At 49.2% G+C, this 21284-nt stretch carries 21 protein-coding genes and 1 riboswitch; of the genes, 6 read left to right on the top strand and 15 right to left on the bottom strand.

The features are described 5' to 3' along the window. Positions 1 to 32: 32 nt before the first annotated feature. The gene (locus CWE22_RS09570) at positions 33 to 950 is read right to left on the bottom strand and encodes an META domain-containing protein (RefSeq protein WP_169931206.1); all 918 of its coding nucleotides are present in this window, start codon (positions 948 to 950) and stop codon (positions 33 to 35) included. Positions 951 to 1012: 62 nt separating this feature from the next. Between CWE22_RS09570 and CWE22_RS09565 the strand changes: the two genes are divergently transcribed. The 4 genes from CWE22_RS09565 to CWE22_RS09550 all read left to right on the top strand — a co-directional run bounded on the left by CWE22_RS09565 (position 1013) and on the right by CWE22_RS09550 (position 3360). Then, positions 1013 to 1540: a protein tyrosine phosphatase family protein gene (locus CWE22_RS09565; protein WP_169931205.1), complete on the top strand. Its 528-nt coding sequence runs from the start codon at positions 1013 to 1015 to the stop codon at positions 1538 to 1540. Between the two features lie 68 nt (positions 1541 to 1608). Further along, positions 1609 to 2538: an oxygen-dependent tRNA uridine(34) hydroxylase TrhO gene (gene trhO / locus CWE22_RS09560; protein ID WP_169931204.1), complete on the top strand. Its 930-nt coding sequence runs from the start codon at positions 1609 to 1611 to the stop codon at positions 2536 to 2538. Positions 2539 to 2616: 78 nt separating this feature from the next. Beyond that, positions 2617 to 3090, top strand: a complete 474-nt coding sequence (locus CWE22_RS09555) for a Dps family protein (protein WP_169931203.1) — start codon at positions 2617 to 2619, stop codon at positions 3088 to 3090. A gap of 72 nt (positions 3091 to 3162) precedes the next feature. Then, positions 3163 to 3360, top strand: a complete 198-nt coding sequence (locus CWE22_RS09550) for a DUF3185 family protein (RefSeq protein WP_169931202.1) — start codon at positions 3163 to 3165, stop codon at positions 3358 to 3360. Between the two features lie 87 nt (positions 3361 to 3447). On the opposite strand, the gene CWE22_RS09545 is transcribed toward CWE22_RS09550, so the two are convergent. The 10 genes from CWE22_RS09545 to trxA form a co-directional block, all read right to left on the bottom strand. Beyond that, positions 3448 to 4800 carry an MFS transporter gene (locus CWE22_RS09545; RefSeq protein ID WP_169931201.1) on the bottom strand — a complete coding sequence of 451 codons (1353 nt, stop codon included), beginning with the start codon at positions 4798 to 4800 and terminating at the stop codon, positions 3448 to 3450. Positions 4801 to 4811: 11 nt separating this feature from the next. After that, complete coding sequence (locus CWE22_RS09540; RefSeq protein ID WP_169931200.1) at positions 4812 to 5594, bottom strand: phosphotransferase; 783 nt, start codon at positions 5592 to 5594, stop codon at positions 4812 to 4814. Between the two features lie 12 nt (positions 5595 to 5606). Continuing rightward, a complete protein-coding gene (locus CWE22_RS09535) occupies positions 5607 to 6191 on the bottom strand; it encodes a nicotinamide mononucleotide transporter family protein (RefSeq protein WP_169931199.1) in 585 nt (194 codons plus the stop codon). Next, positions 6191 to 8311, bottom strand: coding sequence for a TonB-dependent receptor (locus CWE22_RS09530; RefSeq protein WP_169931198.1), 2121 nt, complete (start codon positions 8309 to 8311; stop codon positions 6191 to 6193). Before CWE22_RS09530 ends, CWE22_RS09535 begins: the two co-directional genes overlap by 1 nt. Before the next feature lie 57 nt (positions 8312 to 8368). Continuing rightward, positions 8369 to 8479, bottom strand: a riboswitch (TPP riboswitch). Positions 8480 to 8521: 42 nt separating this feature from the next. Further along, positions 8522 to 9220, bottom strand: coding sequence for an NAD(P)H-flavin reductase (gene fre / locus CWE22_RS09525; RefSeq protein WP_169931360.1), 699 nt, complete (start codon positions 9218 to 9220; stop codon positions 8522 to 8524). After that, the gene (ubiD, locus tag CWE22_RS09520; RefSeq protein ID WP_169931197.1) at positions 9220 to 10707 is read right to left on the bottom strand and encodes a 4-hydroxy-3-polyprenylbenzoate decarboxylase; all 1488 of its coding nucleotides are present in this window, start codon (positions 10705 to 10707) and stop codon (positions 9220 to 9222) included. Before ubiD ends, fre begins: the two co-directional genes overlap by 1 nt. A gap of 80 nt (positions 10708 to 10787) precedes the next feature. After that, positions 10788 to 11321, bottom strand: coding sequence for an Lcl C-terminal domain-containing protein (locus CWE22_RS09515; protein WP_169931196.1), 534 nt, complete (start codon positions 11319 to 11321; stop codon positions 10788 to 10790). Between the two features lie 10 nt (positions 11322 to 11331). Next, positions 11332 to 12921 (bottom strand): Lcl C-terminal domain-containing protein, encoded by a 1590-nt coding sequence (locus CWE22_RS09510; RefSeq protein WP_169931195.1) that lies wholly within the window; start codon positions 12919 to 12921, stop codon positions 11332 to 11334. Positions 12922 to 13084: 163 nt separating this feature from the next. Next, positions 13085 to 14350: a transcription termination factor Rho gene (rho, locus tag CWE22_RS09505; protein WP_169931194.1), complete on the bottom strand. Its 1266-nt coding sequence runs from the start codon at positions 14348 to 14350 to the stop codon at positions 13085 to 13087. A 216-nt stretch (positions 14351 to 14566) separates the two neighbouring features. After that, entirely contained in the window at positions 14567 to 14893 is a 327-nt protein-coding gene (gene trxA / locus CWE22_RS09500; protein ID WP_169931193.1) for a thioredoxin TrxA, read from the bottom strand. Between the two features lie 90 nt (positions 14894 to 14983). Here trxA and rhlB point away from each other — a divergent pair, with 90 nt between their 5' ends. Together rhlB and CWE22_RS09490 are read left to right on the top strand one after the other, a co-directional pair. Further along, positions 14984 to 16273, top strand: a complete 1290-nt coding sequence (gene rhlB, locus CWE22_RS09495; protein WP_169931192.1) for an ATP-dependent RNA helicase RhlB — start codon at positions 14984 to 14986, stop codon at positions 16271 to 16273. Next, positions 16274 to 17185 (top strand): Ppx/GppA phosphatase family protein, encoded by a 912-nt coding sequence (locus CWE22_RS09490; protein ID WP_169931191.1) that lies wholly within the window; start codon positions 16274 to 16276, stop codon positions 17183 to 17185. On the opposite strand, the gene hemB is transcribed toward CWE22_RS09490, so the two are convergent. From hemB to CWE22_RS09470, 4 genes are all read right to left on the bottom strand, one after another. Further along, positions 17168 to 18148, bottom strand: coding sequence for a porphobilinogen synthase (hemB, locus tag CWE22_RS09485; RefSeq protein ID WP_169931190.1), 981 nt, complete (start codon positions 18146 to 18148; stop codon positions 17168 to 17170). The genes CWE22_RS09490 and hemB overlap by 18 nt on opposite strands. A gap of 71 nt (positions 18149 to 18219) precedes the next feature. Next, positions 18220 to 20013: a sensor domain-containing diguanylate cyclase gene (locus tag CWE22_RS09480; RefSeq protein ID WP_169931189.1), complete on the bottom strand. Its 1794-nt coding sequence runs from the start codon at positions 20011 to 20013 to the stop codon at positions 18220 to 18222. A gap of 7 nt (positions 20014 to 20020) precedes the next feature. Continuing rightward, complete coding sequence (locus CWE22_RS09475; protein WP_169931188.1) at positions 20021 to 20803, bottom strand: TatD family hydrolase; 783 nt, start codon at positions 20801 to 20803, stop codon at positions 20021 to 20023. Then, entirely contained in the window at positions 20803 to 21279 is a 477-nt protein-coding gene (locus CWE22_RS09470; protein WP_169931187.1) for a hypothetical protein, read from the bottom strand. The genes CWE22_RS09475 and CWE22_RS09470 overlap by 1 nt, the downstream gene beginning before the upstream one ends. Positions 21280 to 21284: the final 5 nt, after the last annotated feature.

Here is a 21284-nt window from a genome sequence, read left to right as displayed (position 1 = left end):
CATTGCTGCACGTCGGATTGTGTCGCATTGAGTTATTTTTTACGTTGCAGTTGAATCACATTGCCATCCGCTAAGACCAAGTCCAATTCACCGGCCGCATCGAGTCGAAAGCTTTGCACCTCAGTCAATTGGCGGAACCATTCATCTTCAATTGCCATGGCGTCAACATCGCAGAGCATTTTCGTCGCTGCGAGCGGATTGAACTGTAATCCTTCACCGGTCAACTGGTAGGTCCCACGATAGCGATTGCAACCCGCAAAGCCTGCCACATTCGCCTCTGGTATAAATTGAATCGTTGGCGCTTGCTCCGCAGTGGTCTGCGCTAACTGCCACGTCACGCCTTCCAATAACTGTCGTGGGTCACCGGCACAACCCGGTGTTTGCTCGCCATCACGCTCCAGATATGCGGTGTAGGGGTAACTCTGTCCACTCATTGAGTCTTGACAGTATTGATCGAGAATCATCAGATTGAGCTCAGACCCAGCGGCAATCGACCATGTCATCAATGGCTCGTCTTCCACTAAACGCGGCGCCGCTACCGTCAACTCTTGCTCGGAACCTGGCTCTCGCAACGTCAATGTTTGTCCCGTCAGGCTAGCAAGCCAGAATGGCTCATTTCCACGAGCACTGAAAGAGGTCGGTAGTGTGCCTTCTTCGATGCACAATGGAAACGCTTCGCCATTGATGGTCAGTGTGGCCTCATTCCCTTTACTCCAAAACTCGATCGCAAAGTCATCATCACGGTAGCGCGCACCCGAGGCAGCAACGGTCTCTACCAACGCATAATTTTGGTCTTGTAACTGGATATCTAATCCAGACTCCGAAGCCGTCGTAGTCAACGTCAAAGCGGCACATTGATACACCACGGTTGGCTGTGTCACAGATTCAGGCTTAGAGCAGCCAATCAATAAAAGACCTACGCTGAAAGGAATAATGACCTTCTGCCACATTCGGACTATCCTTATACTTAATTTCGGTTTAACACTGACTCTGAGAACTCATGGAGGTTCCCATGCTACGCAGTCTTCTCACACTCTTTATCATTGTTGTCAGCGGTTTGGTTATGACTGTAGCGCATCCCAAACAAATCTCAAAAATACCAGAGTCACTACAAAATATGACTAACGTACGATTGCCAGTACCGGGTCGTATTTCAGCTGGGCCACCAACCGCAGAACAACTGGTTGCTTTTGCAGCTGCAGGCGGAGATATCGTTATCAACCTGCAGAGTTTTGAAGAACTCCAAGATATTCCTGAAGCTTCGTGGGCGGCAAAAGCTAATCTAGATTATTTCCACATCCCCATAGCGGGTAGCAATGATTTAACCCGTGAAGCCGTTGCGCAGTTTGACCAGATTGTGACTGCCAACCGGGATCGACAAATGTTAATGCATTGCGGTAGTGGCAATCGAGTGGGTGCCATGATTGCCTTGCGCGCAGCATGGCATCAAGGTGCTACCGCTGCTGAAGCGATTGCGCTCGGTGAGGAGTATGGACTTGCCAGTTTGAAGCCACACGTTGAGAGTCTTCTGAAAGAATAAATTTATGCTATAATCCGCGCGCAATTTTGACCTCGGATTTGCGATCCGAACCGCCAAAAGGAAATGCTATGTATATATGCGCTGCACTCTACAAGTTTGTGGAGTTAAATGATTTTGCCGACTACCGTGAGCCACTCTACCAATGTTTGGTCCAACACGAAGTCAAAGGCACCTTACTTCTCGCCCGTGAGGGTATCAACGGCACTATTTGTGGCACCCGCGAAAATATTGATGCGGTACTCGCATTTATTCGCAGTCGCGCCGAATTTGCTGACATTGAACACAAAGAATCACCCAGTGATACCCAAGCCTTTTATCGCACTAAAGTGAAGCTCAAAAAAGAGATAGTCACTATGGGCGTGGATTGGGTCGACCCAAAGAATATTGTGGGTACCTACGTCGATGCGAAAGATTGGAATCAATTGATTTCCGATCCGGAAGTATTGTTGATTGATACTCGAAATGATTACGAATATGCGGTCGGTACCTTTGCTGGAGCTGTCAATCCAAATACGGAGAGCTTTCGCGAGTTCCCTGAGTATGTGAAAGACCACCTCGATCCAGAAAAGCACAAGAAAGTTGCGATGTTTTGTACCGGCGGTATCCGCTGCGAGAAATCCACTGCCTATTTGAAGTCACAAGGGTTCGAAGAGGTGTATCACCTCAAAGGCGGGATTTTAAAATACCTGGAAGAAGTGCCTGCTGAGGAAAGTACTTGGAATGGTCAATGCTTTGTTTTTGACCAACGCGTAACTGTGGGTCACGGCTTAGTACAAGGTGATTATGACCAATGTTACGCCTGTCGCATGCCAATCACCGAAGCTGAAAAAGCATCCGAACATTACCAAAAAGGTGTAAGCTGCCCGCATTGTTTCGACAAGACTACCGTTGAGCAGAAAGAGCGTTTTGCCGAGCGTGAAAAGCAGATTCAATTGGCGAAACAGCGTGGCGAAGGACATATCCGTGATGGCAAGATCGATGAACTCAATCGGGTTTAATCGATTTTAACGGAACTCCTAGTTGTCTATACTAGTCTAAGAACATAGACAAAGTAACGCGACAACAAGGAGTTCTGTATGTCACAACTAAATGTCATTGGTCTCGAGCGTAATAACGCTGAACAACTTGCTGAACGACTCAACGAGTTGCTGGCCAACTATCAAATTTTCTACATGAATGTGCGCGGCTTTCACTGGAATGTGAAGGGCCGGGATTTTTTTGAATTACACGTCAAATTTGAAGAAACCTACAACGATTTATTGCTGAAAATTGACGAAATTGCCGAGCGCATCTTAACGCTGGGTCAGCGTCCCTTGCATGCTTACTCGACTTACATCAAGAGCAGCACGATTCAAGAGACAAAAGATATTCACGATGGCCAAGCCTGCGTTCGTGAAGTGTTGGAAAGCTATAAAACGACCATTCGTCTACAGCGAGAAATTCTCGACTTAGCGAATCAGTCTGACGATGAAGGTACGTCCGCTTTAATGAGCGACTACATTAAGGAACAAGAGAAAACTGCTTGGATGTTAAACGCTTACCTTGCTTAGTAGCTAATCATAGAAGTTTTGCTATGCTGTAACCGTAGTACCCTAACTCTCTGATAGAAAAGGAAGCTAAGTATGAACAAACTCGTAGGAATCGTGTTGTTAGTGGTTGGAATTATTCTGCTGTATTTCGGCTACCAAGCATACGACTCAGCAGCATCCGAAGTTTCTCAAGCCGTTACCGGTGAAACGACTGACGAGGCCATGTGGTATCTGATCGGTGGCGCTGTCGCTGTCGTGATCGGCCTCTACGGCATCATCAAGGGCAAATAACTGAACTAATAGTTAATAGTTAATAGCAAAAAAACCACCAGTTCACACTGGTGGTTTTTTGTTTGTCTAATAGCTAGTAACCAGTAGCTAGTCGCTGTCTTTTTGGGGATTCGGGAGTGTAAGAGCTCGCAGCCCTGCAATGATCCCTAATGCAATCAACAAACCCAGCACCACACTGATGCCCGCGGCTGATTCGAGTGGCCCGAGCAAAATACCCATCAATAACACAAAGCCGATAACCGTATTCGAGACCGCAGTGAATTGCGCCCGATTGTCTTGGGTTGCCATGTCGACTAAATAGGTTTTCCGGCCCACTCGCGCACCGTGATGCGCTACCGCCGCACTAAAAATCAGTAGTGCCCCAACCCACTGGAACCCCAACCACTGTCTCTCAAACTGGTACATGAGCAAAGTTGCTAACATGACTAGGCAGGACATCAATGCCGCTGCCGCCATAACCTGATGACTCGCTCGGTCGGACCAACGTCCCCAGAAGCGGCCCGCAACTAAACCGGCCAGCCCACTCGCTAGCATCATGCCTCCGAGAGACGTCAGAGAACCCTCACCACTGCGCTGAATCACTACTACGATATAAGGAATAGCAAATGCTGACGAGACCAACAGTGCTCGCGTCAGAACAAACTGCCCAAACTGACGATCTGTCCACAACAGTTGAAGTGAGCGGACAGCCTCGGTCAGAGCATTACCACCGCCGCTCGTTGCACCCGGTACTTCTGGAACTTGCGCATACACCAATGCCGCAACGACCCAAAGAATAGCGGCAAAACCCAGTAGCCCAGCAAACAGCCATGGACTACCGGTGGCAAGCCACTGTTCATCGAATACCTGTGGTGAAAATAGAATCACGCCGGCGGTAAGAACCGACAAGAAACCAGCTGTCGAAGCCGCTAAACCGGACATTCTTCCACGCCGGGTTTTGGATATAGTCTTACCTTGGACGTCTTTAATCGCCACAGAGCAGACACCCCGCGCGATGCTAAAGCACGTCAGCAAAATAACAATCGCCCAGCCAAGAGCCTCACCAGAGAGCGTCAAAACAGCTACCAGCATACCGACCAAGGCAGCGGCTTGACCGAAACTACCCACTACCCAAAACCATTTTCGGATGGGTGTTTCACGCAATTGTTGCGCGACAATCAGTTGTGGCAGCAAGGCCAAAGACTCACGCAAGGGCACTAGCGCAGCGATAAACGCTGCAGGGGCACCCAAGCTCGACAAGAGCCAGGGTAGCACCAATCGAGCGCTGACGAGTGAATCACCCAGCTTGGTGAGAGTTAACGCAATGAGGTGAGCGACAAACGCTTGAGGCTGATCGGCACAAGCGCTGTCTGGAATGTCTTTACAGACTCGAGCATCTTCATCATCAGCAAGATAGCCATACATGCGTTCGACTAGGTCCTGATCGTCCGTGTTGCTCATTGAGCCTCCGTTCAGCGCATTTGTTGCTGTAAATTATGATGTAGCTCGTACCATAGTTGACTAATCGTCTCGACTAATCCTAACCAATCGAGCACGATATCGCGATTGATTTGTACTCCTGCTTGAGCTTCATAAGCGTTCAAAAATGCCATTTGTTGACGCGCATCAAACTGGTTCACTTGCATCGAGCTTGCAAGGTCAAAGTTACGATCACCCATGCCTGCATATTCCCAATCGATCACCAGTGGTGGCTCGGACACAAACACATGGTGATAAGCCAAATCGTTGTGACAAAACGTTGGGTGTGCGCCAAAACCTTCAATCAGTTTTTTAAAGGGCTGCAAACGCTTTTGAAACTGCCGCGCGCGTTCGGCATCAAACTTCGCTAAGCCGTCGCAATAATGCTTCAACCGCAGACGGAGTGACCACACCGGCACTTCGATTTGTAAGCGATGAATGTGCGCGCTAACTTCAGCCAAGTACTGAATTCGGTCACTGACACCTAATTCGGAATGAGCCAAGTCAGGTGCTTCAATAAAAGGTTGCAGCATGAGCCCCTGAGCGAGGTCAAAATAAATCACTTCAGGGGCTAAAGCATGCGCGGCAAGCTGACGCTGAACTTCGACCTCTTGGGCACGATCAAGCCCATACGGGTGATCGTATCGAAAGTGTTTGAGGACGTAACTACCGCTGGTGGTATTGATGCGATACACATCATTGGCAACACCGCGCAACAGGGGCGCAGTGCTGATCACACCATGTATCGGTAAACTAGTAAGCCATTGCTGCTGCATAAACTGCCATTGTTATTTATGTGCTTCTCGTTGCCATTGCCACATGGCGTAGAAAACTAATCCTACATAAATGACATGGAGAAGCGCCGTTGCGACAAATCCTTGTAAAATGAACAAATAAACATACGCACAATCAATTACCAGCCAGTAATACCACGTTGCGAATTTCTTACGCGCCAGCAACCAGGTTGCAACAACGCTAAAAACCGCGAGATAAGTATCCAGCCAGACTGCCTCTGCATCAGTGTACCTAAGCAATAGCATCGCGACCAGCGCGGCGACTACCGACCATAGTAGAATAAGCTTGATATGTCCGCGCCAACCCAGTTCAATCGCTGTTACCACGGCATTAGCGGGCAACTGTCGCCACTGCCAATACCCATAACCGGCCATACCCAGGTAGACAATGTTGAGTGCCGCATACATATAGAGTTGAGCCTGATACATGAGAACCATATAAATGGTGCAACTGATAGCTGCGGCAGGCCAACACCAGAGCGACTGATGCGCAGCTAAAACCAAATAGGTCACCGCTAAGATCACCGCAAGAAGCTCCCACGGTGAACTTAGCGCAAGTTGTTCAAGGACCCACTGCATTAGAATGCGTATCTTGCAGTGAATCCAAAGCGCCGCGGCTCGCCAAACTGCTCATAAGTGCGGGCGGCGTACTCAATTCTCGGATCATTCCCAAAGAAAAAGCCTCGTATGCCATAGGTCTCATCAGTCAGGTTACGCGCCCACGCACTCAAATTCCAACCACCCACTCGCCAGTCGATTCGAGCATGCAGCAGCTCAACCGCCTCAGCGCGACTAAAGTGTGAATCCGAGTAGTAGAAACCGTCTTTCGCATCGACTTGAACGACTGCCGTCACTGCATCCGAAATGTTGTATCTAAGCCCGATATTGGCTTGGTAGTTCGGCGCATGAGCTTGATCCCGACCAGTCATGTCAATGCCGTCTTCAGTGACAAAGCCCTCGATTTCGGTATCCAACCACGCCAAGGTTGCAAACCACTTGGCAGCTTCGGTCCATTGATAATCCCACTCAACTTCGACACCCGACACACTACCGCTGGCAGCATTTTGTAGATAACCTACAAACGATTGGTCGCGATTGATCCAGCCTTTCAGTTGTACGTCATCTCGTGCTTGAACGAACAGCGCAGAGCGCAGTGCCATCGCACCATCGGCTGACGCCCATTTATGCCCTAGCTCGATACTCGTGAGTAACTCTGGCGCAAAGGTTGAGCGTGCCTGCAAAAACTCCCGCAGTTCGGTGAGGCTGGGATCTTGTGCTTTCCCTAAAGCTTCGCCATTGACACCGCCCGGCTTGTAACCACGAGCTAGGGTTGCGTAGTAGAGATGCCCCGGAACTCCTTGATAGCTAAGACTCAGACGTCCGCCCCACATGGTGTCATTGGGTTCTTCGGTCACACCATTGTTGTCTGTGTAAGGATTATCATAGCGTTCGCCGCGTAACCCTGTGGTCAAGGTCCAGTCACTATTCAAATAACTCGAAAGCTCACCGTATACTGCTAAATGCCGATTATCGTAGTCACTTAAAAAGCGATCTTGGCTCCCTAAATCAAAGTTGAAAAAATCACGCTGCAAGCGCTCGTCACGTTGATAACGATACAGACCGACAACCCAGTCGTGTTCCGCGCCAAGCCATTGCACAGGTTGGGTACTGAGCCCTCGCAGCTCTAATGTATGATCGTGCCGATCACGCTGATAACTATCAAAAGATGAGTATTCCCAGCCCGGCGCAATGCCGACAAAACTCCAATCTTCGTCGTACGAGTAGGTGCTATCTGCATCCAAGTAGGAATAAGACACTAACCATTCACTCGATTCAAAACCATTGAATGTAAGCGCCATTCGCGCAGCAAAACTGCTTAAGTCATCTTCGCCGGGCTCATCCGACAAAGTTTGACGCGTATTGTCGAGCGAAAAAGCGTCATAACCATTGTCTTGAGACAGCGCGTGAACAGTCGTTTGCAACGACCAGTTTTGTGCGAGGTCACTAAACACGTTCAGGCGTGCCATCCGCTCTGAGCGACTCTGCGTGTCGTCACGTTGTAGGTAGAGGTTCTCGGTAAAGCCATCCGAGCGTTGTTGATAGACACTCAACCGTGCAGTGCCAAGCGCTCCCAACTCACCACCAAGGGCCAAACCGCCTTGGCGCTCGCCATAATTGCCAACACCTAAGTGCCAAAGACCACTAAACTCGGCTTGTGCCCGAGTACTCTCGAGAACAATCATGCCGGCTAGGCCATCCGCACCAAAACGACCGCTCTGTGGACCCCGGTATACTTCGACCTGACTGATATCAAACAGCTGTGCCGCTTGCCCCAGTCCGCTATAGTTAATACCGTCAATGAGCAAGCCTACAGACGGATTGATCGGATCAACAAACTGACTGCGCTCACCAATACCGCGAATTTGGATAAAGCGAGCGCGCGAGCTACCGCCAGAAAAATTCACATTTGGTAGTTTATTCAACACGTCTTCGAGGTGAGACGCGCCGCGTTCAGCAAACTCGGCATTGACTAAAGCAGTGACGCTTGTCGGCGTTTCATCGATAGTGGTGGCGCGATACTCACCGGTAATCGTGATGCGTTCGAGAATGTCAGTTGGTTCCGTTTGTGCTTGAACCGCAGTTGCCGAAAAGGTACTGGTGAGCGCTAACGCTAAGGTCGAAAATTTCAATTGAGACATGGATTATTTCCTTGTTACTGCAAAGAGAAACAATCCGGTTGGGCAGGTATTGCAATGGTGTTTGATAGCTACCATCCCTACGCCAGTATTAACCGGATCAGGTGCAAAGGGTTCGCATTTTGCATCTCAGCCCGTGCGCGTAGCGCTTGGGCACCCCTTGGTAATGCCGCAGCAGTATAACAAAGCCCCGCTGCTGATAAAATAGACGAATTAAATAAAGGCTAGCGCATCGCCATACAGTTGACTCAATGGCAGCCCATTGGCGTGGAAGTCATCGCGAATCACACGAACCATTTCGAACCGACCGGCAACGTATACATCGGCTTCACTCAAATCACTTTGTTCGGCAAGCACCGCATGGTGAACGAGTCCAACAGCGCCTTTCCACTCGCCATTGACGTTTTCGACGACTGGTCGATAAGAAAAATGTTCATGCCGCTCGGCCAGTTCAAGGAGCTGCTGATGGAAATACAAATCAGCGCGTTCGCGGCCCCCCCAATACAAAGTAATCGGGCGGTTAGACCCAGACTGCAAATGAGACTGCAATATGGACCAGGTGTAGGAGAAACCGGTACCGCCAGCCACCAGGATCAAGGGTCGCTCACTATTGCCTTGATAGAATGCGTTGCCTAATGGAGCCTCTACCGTAATCGTTGTTTGGTTTTGTAATCGTTCCATCACTTCGGTTGCATAACGGTTATCCGGATGCGCGCCAATATGTAACTCGAACAATTCGGGATTGCTTGGACAAGACGCAATGGAAAACGGGCGTTTGTCGCGTTCCCCCATCACCACCTGCAGATACTGACCGGCTTCAAATTTGACCGCTTCTGGCGGCTCTAAATGCACCCGATAGACCATGGGTGTGAGCGCATCGATACTGACGATACGGCAAGTCAGTGTTTGCATCATGATGATTTTCCTTGCACTGGCAAAATGTCTAGCTCGTCCCAAAGTTCATCGACTCGGGTCTTAACTGCTGGGTCCATAACTATAGGTACACCCCACTCGCGGTCGGTTTCACCGGGCCATTTGTTTGTGGCATCCATACCCATCTTCGAACCTAATCCGGACACTGGCGACGCGAAATCGAGATAATCAATCGGCGTGTTCTCAATCAATACCGTATCACGCGCTGGATCCATGCGCGTAGTCATCGCCCAAATCACATCTTTCCAGTCACGTGCGTTGACGTCGTCATCACACACAATCACGAATTTGGTGTACATAAATTGACGCAGGAAACTCCAGACGCCCATCATGACGCGCTTCGCATGCCCGGCATATTGCTTCTTCATGGTGACTACGGCAACACGATACGAACAGCCTTCTGGTGGCAGATAAAAATCGACGATTTCTGGGAATTGCTTCTGTAAGATCGGCACAAAAACTTCATTGAGTGCTACACCCAGAATCGCCGGCTCATCAGGTGGCCGACCGGTGTAAGTGCTGTGATAGATCGGCTTTTTCCGCTGAGTGATGTGGGTCACCGTGAAAACTGGGAACGTATCCACTTCATTGTAGTATCCGGTGTGATCACCGTATGGACCTTCGGGCGCAGTCTCATCGGGTGCAATGTAGCCTTCGAGAATTATTTCGGCATGCGCTGGCACTTGTAAATCAGAGCTTAAGCACTTCACCACTTCCGTTTTACCGTCGCGCAATAGCCCCGCAAACGCGTACTCAGACAAGCTATCTGGTACCGGCGTCACCGCGCCTAAAATGGTGGCTGGATCGGCACCTAATGCTACAGCCACCGGGAAGTTTTTGCCCGGGTTCTGCCGCTTGAACTCCTGGAAATCGAGCGCACCACCGCGATGGGATAACCAGCGCATAATGAGTTTGTTTTTACCGATAACCTGCTGGCGATAAATACCTAAGTTTTGACGTTCTTTGTGCGGCCCGCGCGACACTGTGAGTCCCCATGTAATTAGGGGCGCAACATCATCTGGCCAACAATGTTGGATGGGCAGTTTCGTTAAATCGACATCATCACCGCTGTATACCACTTCCTGACACGGCGCTTTTTTGAGTTGTTTCGGTGCCATGCTCAGCACCTTTTTGTAGACCGGCAGCAGGTTCAATGCATCGCGAAATCCTTTCGGCGGTTGCGGCTCTTTAAGAAAGGCTAAGAGTTGTCCAACCTCACGCAACGCGGCAACTGACTCCTGCCCCATGCCTAATGCAACACGCTCAGGCGTTCCAAACAGGTTAGCGAGAACTGGGATGTTATGGCCTTTCACATTCTCGAATAGGAGCGCTGGACCACCGGCTTTTAGCGTGCGGTCAGCAATTTCTGTCATTTCTAGGTAGGGATCGATTTCGTGCTGAATACGCTTCAGCTCACCCCGCTTTTCGAGTAACGCAATAAAGTCGCGCAGGTCTTGATATTTCACGCAGTCTCTCGTGTATTAAACGGCTGAAAACTGCGCGCAGTATACCTACTTTTACGGTGAATTTCAGCGCTGCTGAAAGTTTAGTCAGCTTCGCGAACGAGTCTCACGTAACGTTGAATTTCCGGCTTGTCGTTGAATTCGGTGCCATCGTAAAAGTCGATATAGCGACCAAGCACAACGGAGTCGACATCTGCTGAATCCGGAGTATGCGTCCAAAACGGCGCGCTCGGTGTTTGTGGAAATAACTCGGGGCGAATCGCTGGATCGACACAGGCGTATTCCACAATCGTCGCGAGCTCTTTAACGTTGGGTAAGCGCCAATCGGTGTGTCCGGCTAAGTCAAAGTCGTCCTGAGCTTGCAAAGCAGCGCTCCAACTAGGAACCTGCGTCGCTGCGCCAACACAGGCATTAGTGCTGGTGTCAAAGCTCTGCCCGTAAATACAGACTGCCCACGTTAGGCCGGTTTTCATATCTAATAAGGTACCGTCGCGATTGTCGTAAAACTGTTCTACTTGGGTACTGGCACGAATCGTATCGTAAAAACATGCTGCCGATGCTGACGTAGCAGAGAGTAACGCGAGAGCTACAGCGCTGGTCTTAAGAATGCGTTGCATACTAATCTCCTTATTCCTGATACGCGACAGGGTTACGGGCAGCACGGATGCTGTTGTAATCATTTTTATTACACAACATTCGGCGAGCAGTTTGAACTTCCAAGCACCACGCCGAACTATTCGGGTCAGCTGCTGGCGTCGCGCTCATTAAACGTACTGTGCCATCGCTATTTGGCGTCATCATGGCAACATCAGGGAAAAACAAATTATCTTGCGTTTGGTTTTGCTGATAAAGCGCAATACTTTGCAGTTCACTGATGGTTGGTAAACGCCAATCATCAAAACCACAGTAACCATCGACATTTAAATAATTGATATAATTTTCGCTCGAGCAGCCTAAATCTTGCCGAATTACATTGACGGCTGGGAATCTGCACTCATCGCGCTCAAAGTAAACCGGCTCATTATCATCAGGTATTCCAGGGAAAGCACTTATTGGAGTTAAAGTACCTGGGTTACCCGCATTGTTCTCCACGTCACTATCGAACCATTTGTATTGATAGGTCGGGTTAAAATAAAAATTATCAAGTGCATCACCCTCAGCCCACACCGCATAAACAGTGCCTGACAAGTTGTCTCGAACACAGGAGAAGCTCGATGCGTTTTGTGGCAACGCATTACCCGAGCTATCTAGCTTGGTCAAATTCAGGTTGCCCGAGCCATCTGCATTGTTGTCGACGGCAGCAGTGGTGTCTCGACCATAATCCGCATCTTGGTTCGGATGCTCAGCGTCAGGTGTCGCCGCAGCAAAGTCGCCGTTGTTGTAATACTCGACCGCGCCGGTGTCCGCTAAAATCGCATCGCCGCGAATCACAATGGTTTGAGTACTGAGGTCTGGATTTGAATCGGCTTCGCGCACATTAGCAAAGGACAGAATGACACTTTCGCCACCTTCCTTCACATCATCGGCAATTAACGTCAGTGCAATTTGTTGCTCTAACGATCCAGCAGGAATAGTAAATGAGGTTTCCTCTAGAGAGTAATCGACTCCAGCCGTAGCGGTACCGCTCACGTCTAAATCGAAAGTGACGTCACTTTCAGTGCCATTCGACAAGGTTACTGTTAAACCCAAAGTGCCTGCTTGTTCAGTCGTCTCGAAAATGGATTGTTCGAAGGCGAGCACCGGACGCGGATCATCATTCACTATGGTTACTTGCACTCGTGTCGTACCTAAGGTCAGCCCTTGGGCATTGCTAAAGTCGACAAAGAAGTCGCGATCGTCGTTGAAGACAGCATTGGAAATAATTGGGATGGTAATGGTTTGACTGGACTGACCCGCGGTAAAAGTTACTGTGCCGCTGGTATCTTCATAATCAATGCCCGCAAGACCACTCGCATCGGCAGTCGCATAATCGAACGACACCGCAGCGCTTGCTGCTGCCGACAAGCTCACAGTAATGTTTGCCTCAATAACTTCGTTCGGGCTTCCTTCACTGACAGTTACATTACTTGCACTTGCAGTAGGAGGAGTTGAACCAGAGCCGCCACCACCGCCGGAGCCTCCGGAACCACCGCTGCCGGTATTGCGCTCGCCACTGCCACATGCAGCCAGCGTAAACGCCAAGCTAAGAATCGCTAAGTAACGTAGACCAGCAGTCATATTTTATTTCCCTGTGCTACAAACCAATAAATTAATAACAAGTATTAATGATAGTTGACGTAAGACGCAAGGAAAATTAGCGGATATCGCACAAGGAAAGGTAGATTGTAGAGGAAAAGGAGCATCGACACTGTCAATGCTCCTTGATAATGCGAACGGTCGATTAACTCTTCTGGCGCTTCATCGCTTCAAAGAATTCATCATTCGTTTTCGTCATTTGCAGCTTATCGATTAAGAATTCCATCGCTTCGGTTTCACCCATTGGATGCACAATCTTCCGTAGAATCCACATTTTCTGGAGTTCTTCCTGGGTGGTCAGTAATTCTTCCCGACGCGTACCCGAGCGATTAAAGTCGATAGCTGGGAAAACGCGCTTCTCAGCAATCTTACGATTCAAGTGCAACTCCATGTTGCCCGTTCCCTTGAACTCTTCGTAAATCACTTCATCCATTTTCGAACCTGTGTCGATCAATGCAGTAGCAATGATTGTCAAACTACCACCTTCTTCGACATTTCGTGCTGCACCAAAGAATCGCTTCGGTTTATGCAGCGCGTTGGCATCGACACCACCGGTCAAAACCTTGCCTGAGCTTGGAATCACGGTGTTGTACGCACGTGCTAGACGCGTGATGGAATCCAGTAAGATGACTACGTCTTTCTTATGTTCAACCAAGCGTTTTGCTTTATCGATGACCATTTCAGCCACTTGCACGTGACGGCTAGCTGGCTCATCAAAGGTCGAGGCAATAACTTCGCCTTTCACCAAACGGTGCATTTCTGTCACTTCTTCTGGACGCTCATCAATCAGCAGGACCATCAGTACGCAATCTGGGTGATTGGCAGCAATCGATTGTGCAATATTCTGCAGCAACAAGGTTTTACCCGCTTTGGGTGGTGCAACAATCAAGCCGCGTTGGCCTTTCCCAATAGGTGATGCTAAGTCCAGGACTCGTGCCGTAATGTCCTCAGTTGAACCATTACCGCGCTCCATCCGCAAACGCTCATCGGCGTGCAAAGGAGTCAGGTTTTCAAAGAGGATTTTATTACGGGAGTTTTCAGGCTTGTCGAAGTTTACTTCGCGAATTTTCAGCAGGGCAAAATAACGTTCACCCTCTTTCGGTGGTCGGATCTTACCCGACACCGTGTCACCCGTACGCAAATTGAAGCGACGAATCTGACTCGGCGATACGTAGATATCGTCTGGACCAGCCAAGTACGATGAATCTGCTGAGCGCAAGAAGCCAAAGCCATCTTGCAAGATTTCAAGCACGCCGTCGCCGTAAATGTCTTCACCGCTTTTTGCATGTGCTTTTAGGATCGCAAAAATAATATCTTGTTTGCGCATACGAGCCATCGATTCGAGGCCCATTTCGTCAGCTAGCTTTACAAGCTCATTGACTGGTTTATTTTTTAATTCAGTTAGATTCATATGGAGGGTACGGACTTATCTGTGGCCAAAAGAAATTAGGGTTTGATTTCGTTAAACGCTAGGAGTCTACTGCACGGTCGCCAAAAGGCTGACAACCTGAAGAAAAGATTTAATGAAAGAAAAGTATCACCGAAACACGGAAACGTCCAGTTTTTCAGCAAAAAAGGTTGTTTTGCCGCAACAAAACAACCTTTTTAAACGAACGGGTCGTCATTCTTAGATGTTTTGGTCGAGGAACTCAGCGAGCTGCGCTTTTGACAACGCACCTACTTTGGTTCCAGCAACTTCACCGTTCTTAAACAGCAGGAGCGTCGGAATTCCACGAATACCATACTTAGGTGGTGTTTGGTTATTGTGGTCTACGTTCAGCTTACCCACTGTGATCTTATCGGCATACTGAGTCGCGATATCATCGAGGATTGGCGCGATCATTTTACATGGTCCACACCACTCGGCCCAAAAGTCGACCAATACCGGTTTGTCTGAATTGAGAACATCGTTCTCAAAACTGTCATCACTTAGCTGAACAATTTTGTCACTCATGATAATCTCCGCTGCTGTAATTCGCGTGAAATAATAGATACGCTATTATTTCTGTTTTTGAATGTTAGCGCAAACTGATATGCTTACGCCATGAGTAAAACACACTTAACAGAGACACGCTTTGCTGATCTCGACCTGCATCCGCAGGTACTAAGCGCATTGCAAAACGCCGGCTTCGAATACTGTACGCCTATTCAGGCTCTCAGTTTGCCTGTTGCCCTGACTGGAAAAGACGTTGCTGGTCAAGCACAGACGGGAACTGGGAAAACCCTGGCCTTCCTCGTCGCTACTTTTACCACCCTATTAAATAAACCTCGCGAGGGTGACAAACGTTATCCACGTGCAATCATCATGGCACCTACGCGTGAACTTGCCATTCAGATCGCCAACGATGCTGAATTATTGGCGAGTCACTGCGATATGCGCCTCGGCATCATTTATGGGGGCGAGGGTTATGAAAGTCAACGCCAAGCCCTAGAAGAAGGTGTCGATATTTTAATTGGCACCACAGGCCGACTCATCGACTATTGTAAGCAAGGTATCTATGACCTTGATAAGATTGATGTTGTTGTACTCGATGAAGCCGATCGGATGTTTGACCTTGGGTTTATTAAAGACATTCGTTACATGTTTAATCGCATGCCAAAGCCCAAAGATCGGCAGAGTTTATTATTCTCAGCAACGCTGTCGCAGCGGGTACAAGAACTGGCTTACGATCATATGAATTCGCCGACCAAAATTGAAGTCGAGCCGTTACAAAAAACGGGCGAACGAATCAGCGAAGAACTCTTTTATCCATCGAAGCAAGACAAAATGAAGTTATTGCTGACATTGATTGAAGAAGATTGGCCCGAAAAAGCGATTGTCTTTGCCAATACCAAACATGTCTGCGACAAACTCTTCCAATGGCTGGAAGCCGATGGACACCGAGTCGGATTATTGACGGGTGATGTACCACAACGTAAACGACTGAAGATTCTTGACCAGTTCACCGAAGGTGAGTTGGACTTTTTAGTCGCCACCGATGTCGCTGCACGCGGCCTGCATATTCCAGAAGTCAGTCATGTCTATAACTATGACTTGCCGGATGACTGTGAAGACTATGTGCATCGCATTGGTCGAACTGGACGCGCTGGAGCGAGCGGTAAAGCCATCGCTTTAGCCTGTGAGGAGTATGTCTATAACTTGCCTGCTATCGAGGATTACATTGGTCACAGTATTCCCGTCACCAAGTATGCTCCAGAAGCCCTGTTAACCGATATCAAAACACCTCGACCGACAGCTCGGCGCCGCACTCGCGGTGGCAAGCCGAGCGGTAACCGTGGCGGACAACGCGGTGGTCAGCGTGGCGGGCAACGCAGCGGTGGCGGAAACCGCTAGATGCAGAGGACGCCAAGGCTGGCTGCCATTGACTTGGGCTCGAACAGTTTTCATTTGATTCTAGCCCAAGCAACTCCTCAAAAAGGCTATCAAGTCTTAACTCGGCAACGGCAAAAGGTTCGCCTTGCCGACGGCCTCCGTGAAGATGGTACGCTCGACGAAGCGGCCATCCATCGGGGTATTGCTTGTTTGGCAAGCTTCACCGAACTCCTTCGTGATATCCCCGATCATGCAATCCATTGTGTTGCTACTGCGACATTACGCAAAGCTTCAAATCGAGCTGACGTATTGCGACAGTTTGAAGCGACTTTGGGTCATTCCATAGAAATTATTTCCGGCGAGCGCGAAGCAGAACTTATTTATCGGGGTGCTACGCAAAGCCGAGCCCAGCCCGATGCGCAGATGCTCGTGCTTGATATTGGTGGCGCGAGCACAGAAGTGATTGTGGGTACTGGCACGCAACCGCACCGCTTGAAAAGCTTAGATATGGGCTGCGTTGTTTGGCAAAATCGCTTTTTTCGCGACGGAGCCATTACCGCGGCAGCGCTCGATGCAGCGCAAGCCGCCGCTGCTCAAGAGTTAGCACCCGAGCTGGACGCCTTTCTGCATCATTCATGGCAACACGTCTGCGGTGCTTCGGGAACGTTTCGTGCGTTGCACGATATCCTGCATGCGCAACAACAATCGCGCATAAACGGCGACTGGCTACAACAAGTGCGCAGCGCCTGTATTCAAGCAGGGCACTGCCGTAAACTCGGCAACGTTGGCGTCCGCCGTGATCGGCAAGCCGTGTTTATGGGTGGGTTCTCGATTTTATTGGCTTTAGCGGATGGCTTACGGTTAGAACACATTGAACTCGCGCAAGGAGCCTTGCGCGAGGGATTGATGACTCAGTTATTGACCCGACTGTAACCGCTCAGCCGCGTACTTCGCAAAATAGGTAAGGATCCCGTCCGCACCCGCGCGTTTAAACCCCAGTAGTGATTCCATAATCACGTCCTCGGTTAACCAGCCATTGGCGATAGCAGCCTGCATCATGGCGTATTCACCACTGACCTGGTATGCGAAGGTCGGTACTTGAAACTCGTCCTTCACCCGGCGGACGATATCTAAATAAGGCATTCCTGGCTTCACCATCACCATATCGGCGCCTTCTTCAATATCCAAAGCAACCTCATGAATGGCTTCATTACTATTCGCAGGATCCATTTGATAGGTCTTCTTGTTGCCGCCCTTCAAGTTCCCAGCTGAACCGACCGCATCGCGGAATGGTCCGTAGAAAGCCGAGGCATATTTTGCTGAATACGCCATGATTTGCACATTATGAAAACCGTTCGCTTCTAGCGCTTCGCGGATCGCTCCAATCCGTCCATCCATCATATCCGAGGGTGCGACCACATCGGCACCCGCACGCGCATGCGACAGCGCCTGTTTCACCAAAGCATCAATAGTGATGTCATTCAGAACATACCCATCGTCATCGATAATGCCGTCTTGTCCATGACTTGTGAACGGATCGAGCGCAACGTCGGTAATTACACCAAGGTCAGGAACTGTCTCTTTAATGGCTCGTACCGCTCTTTGCGCCAAACCTTCATCATCCCAAGCAGCTTCCGCCGCGAGCGATTTTGCTGCCGCTGGAGTCACCGGAAAAAGTGCTACCGCTGGAATGCCTAGGGCATAAATGGTCTGGCATTCAGCCACGAGCAAATCAATCGATAAACGCTCTACACCGGGCATGGACGCGACAGCTTCGCGCTGTTGCGTGCCAGGCAAAACAAAGACTGGATAAATGAGATCAGCTGCTGTTAACTGGTTCTCGGCAACTAAGCGACGGCTAAAATCATGACGACGCAAGCGACGTAGTCGTCGCATAGGGAAATAGCTCACGTGGAACGCCTCGTTATTTAGTTCAAACTGAAAATATGCTGTTAATAGTACAACATTCAGCGTGAATTGGCTTGCTCAGGTTCGTGAATTTGGGTGGTCACTTTGACGATATCTCGACCCGAATTCTTGGCTCTATAGAGGGCATCATCGGCAGCAGCGAGCAGTTGCGTGGGCTCTTTATACATATCAGGTTTGGCAATAGCAACGCCGATACTGATGGTAATCTTCATCTCGCCTTGATCGGTCTTGAAAACATGATCGCGCACGGCTTGTCCAATTTTGACCGCAATTTCACGCGCGCCATGCTCATCCGTATCTGGCAGTAGAATGACAAATTCCTCACCACCATAGCGGTATACAGTATCGGTTGCACGTTGCAATTGACTGACCAAAAGCCGCGCCAATTCGACCAGAACTTGGTCACCGCACAGGTGACCGAAACTGTCATTCAGCGGCTTGAAATGATCAATATCGAGCATCATCAACGTCAAATCTCGACCGGTACGTTTGGCACGGCCAAACTCTCGTTTGAATTCTTGATTCAAGAAACGCCGGTTATATAGTCCAGTCAAACCATCTTCATTACTTTTTTGCTCCAATTCTTTATTGGCTAATTGGAGGCGACCCATGACCTGCTCAAGCTCTTCGGTACGCTGTGCAACCATAGACTCCAGCTGCGTATTCAACTTTTCCTTCAACGCGAGTTGTTCCACTCGACTTTCGTTGAAACGCAGCGCCAATACCCAACTCAGTAGCAGTACTTCCAATGCAGAGGCCGCCATAATGGCGTAACGCTGCACAAATACCGATTCAAAGAGGCCTAAATAGCCTAGGGCATTGATAGTGATAGCAAACAGCAAGCTACCTAACGCTAAGGTATAAATACGAGCGTAGGTAAGCCCTCGGGTCCACAGCGAAATACCTGTCGCCAACAAGTAAATACAACTGGTGACCGCGAGCCCAAGAACGTATGGAATTAACGTTGCATAAGGGAGAAAGATACTGAGCACAAACGTGACGGAATAAATACCGATAAAGAGCTGCAACCCGCGATGCAATCGAGGACTGCGTTGTGCTGTTTGCAACACGCCGGCCGTGACCAAGCTGGCAAAGATAAATACCACACTTCCAATCATGGTGACGATACGGTCTTGCAGCCAAATCCAGTTGGGCCACAAATATTGATAGCCGGTGCCATCGAGTCCCGCCATCAATAAGCCAATGCTCAGCGTATAAGCAGAGTAATTCAGAAAGCTGAACTCTCGCGTGACCAAATAATTGAAGAAGTTATAGACCACCATGCAGAGCAACAAGCCAAAATAGAGTCCTGTCGCTGCAACTTGGTATTGTTGCGCCTGCATAAACTCGGCCGGCTGCCAAATCTCTAGAGGGAATCGTAACGAACTTTCAGTGCGTACCCGCAGATAGATAGTTTGCTCCGCTCGGGATGCCATGGGTATGACGAAGTTCTTATTCAGAATTGGACGCTGCGCGAAGGGCAAATTATCACCCACCAGCAATTGATCGATAATGGCGCCATTCTGAACAAAATAAATGTCGACCGAATCAAGAAGTGGATAACCAAGGTACAGAATTCGATCAGATCGGCTGGCTGCCACCTCTACCTTGAACCAATAAGCTTGAGGGGTATAACCAAAAGAGACTGCTTCACCCTGCGGAATTTGTTCCCAAGATGAGCTCGCACTCGCCAACAATTGAGCGAACGAAGTCGTTGCCGTTTCTGGTTGGTAGTATATTTGCGGTTCTTCTACCGCCGCCTTGGCGGCAGGAGCAAGTCCAATTAGACACACCAGACCCAGCAAGGCCCAGAGTGTTCGAATGGCTGTCATGCAATCCCTATTTTTGAAAAAAGTTTTGGCTATTTAGCCAACTTTGCGCAGCGAACTCGCTAACTTCCTGTTGTCTTAACTGCGCAACAAATTCACCTATATGTGGCAGATATTCTGACGCATTATAAGCCGGTCTCGGACGCAATGTACGCGGTAACAAAAATGGCGCATCGGTCTCAATGACTATCTTATCGGCCGGAATATGCAAAACTGAATGTTGCAGATCACGTCCTCGCCGCTCATCACAAACCCAACCAGTAATACCTATATAACAACCAAGATTAAGGTAACTAGCAAGTGCTTTTTCGTCACCGGTAAAACAATGCGCTAAGAATCGCGGAATTCGGTCTTGAAATTCACCGAGGAGCTCGACTTGGGGTTCATGCGCATCGCGTTCATGTAGGTATACCGGCATCTGCAATTCCGCAGCCAATTCGAGTTGCGCACGAAAAACTTTAAGTTGAATGTCGGGCGGCGAATAATTCCGATTAAAATCGAGTCCACACTCACCGATGGCTCGCGCAGCAGGATGCTGTGCGAGTTCTCGGAGTTGTGCAATATAATCATGGGGCGCGGTTGCTGCATCGTGTGGATGCACACCAACGGTGGCAAGGAGGTAATCAGGATACCGGTCACATAGTGCGAGCGCTTCGCGGCTATGTTGAACGTCGGTTCCAATGACTACAATTTGTTCGACACCGGCCTGCAGCGCTGCTGCAATATAGTCTTCAAGCTGATGAACGAGCTTGCCATTCGTCAGATTAGCGCCGCTGTCGAACCAACGCATCATCAGTCAGCGCGTTGAACACGAATACGTTTATTGATGTCTGTACGCCCTAAATAGAAGCTATTTAAAACACCGCGTTCAATAAAATAATCGGCATCGTTCGGTAATTGATAGGACGTGCTATCCATCTGTTTCCATTTTTGACCATTGGTCAACACTATCACCCAGCGACCATATGGATCTTGAGACTTCTCTGCAATAGAAACATACATCATGTCATCGACGACGCGATTCTCTTCTTTGTACTCTTTACCGAAACGATCTTCAGGAGTTCGTGCAGCAGCTTTTTGCTCTGTTGCACTGACCTGGTCGCCAGCTGCCAGCTTGTCGAAGCAAACAAGACGCTGGAGTGGGTTTTCGATTTGCGCGCACACAGCTAATTGTTCAGAACTCACGCTTTGCGCTTGAGCTGCAACAGTGAAGCAAGCTGCCACAGCAGTACTGCCAATTACGCTGCTGAGTGATACACGTTTTACCATGATGT

The sequence above is a fragment of the Pseudidiomarina aestuarii genome (assembly GCF_003987355.1).
In the GTDB taxonomy this organism is placed as follows: Bacteria; Pseudomonadota; Gammaproteobacteria; order Enterobacterales; family Alteromonadaceae; genus Pseudidiomarina; species Pseudidiomarina aestuarii.
The sequence above is the reverse complement of the archived record's forward strand: the minus strand, read 5'-3'. Positions and strand labels throughout refer to the sequence as shown.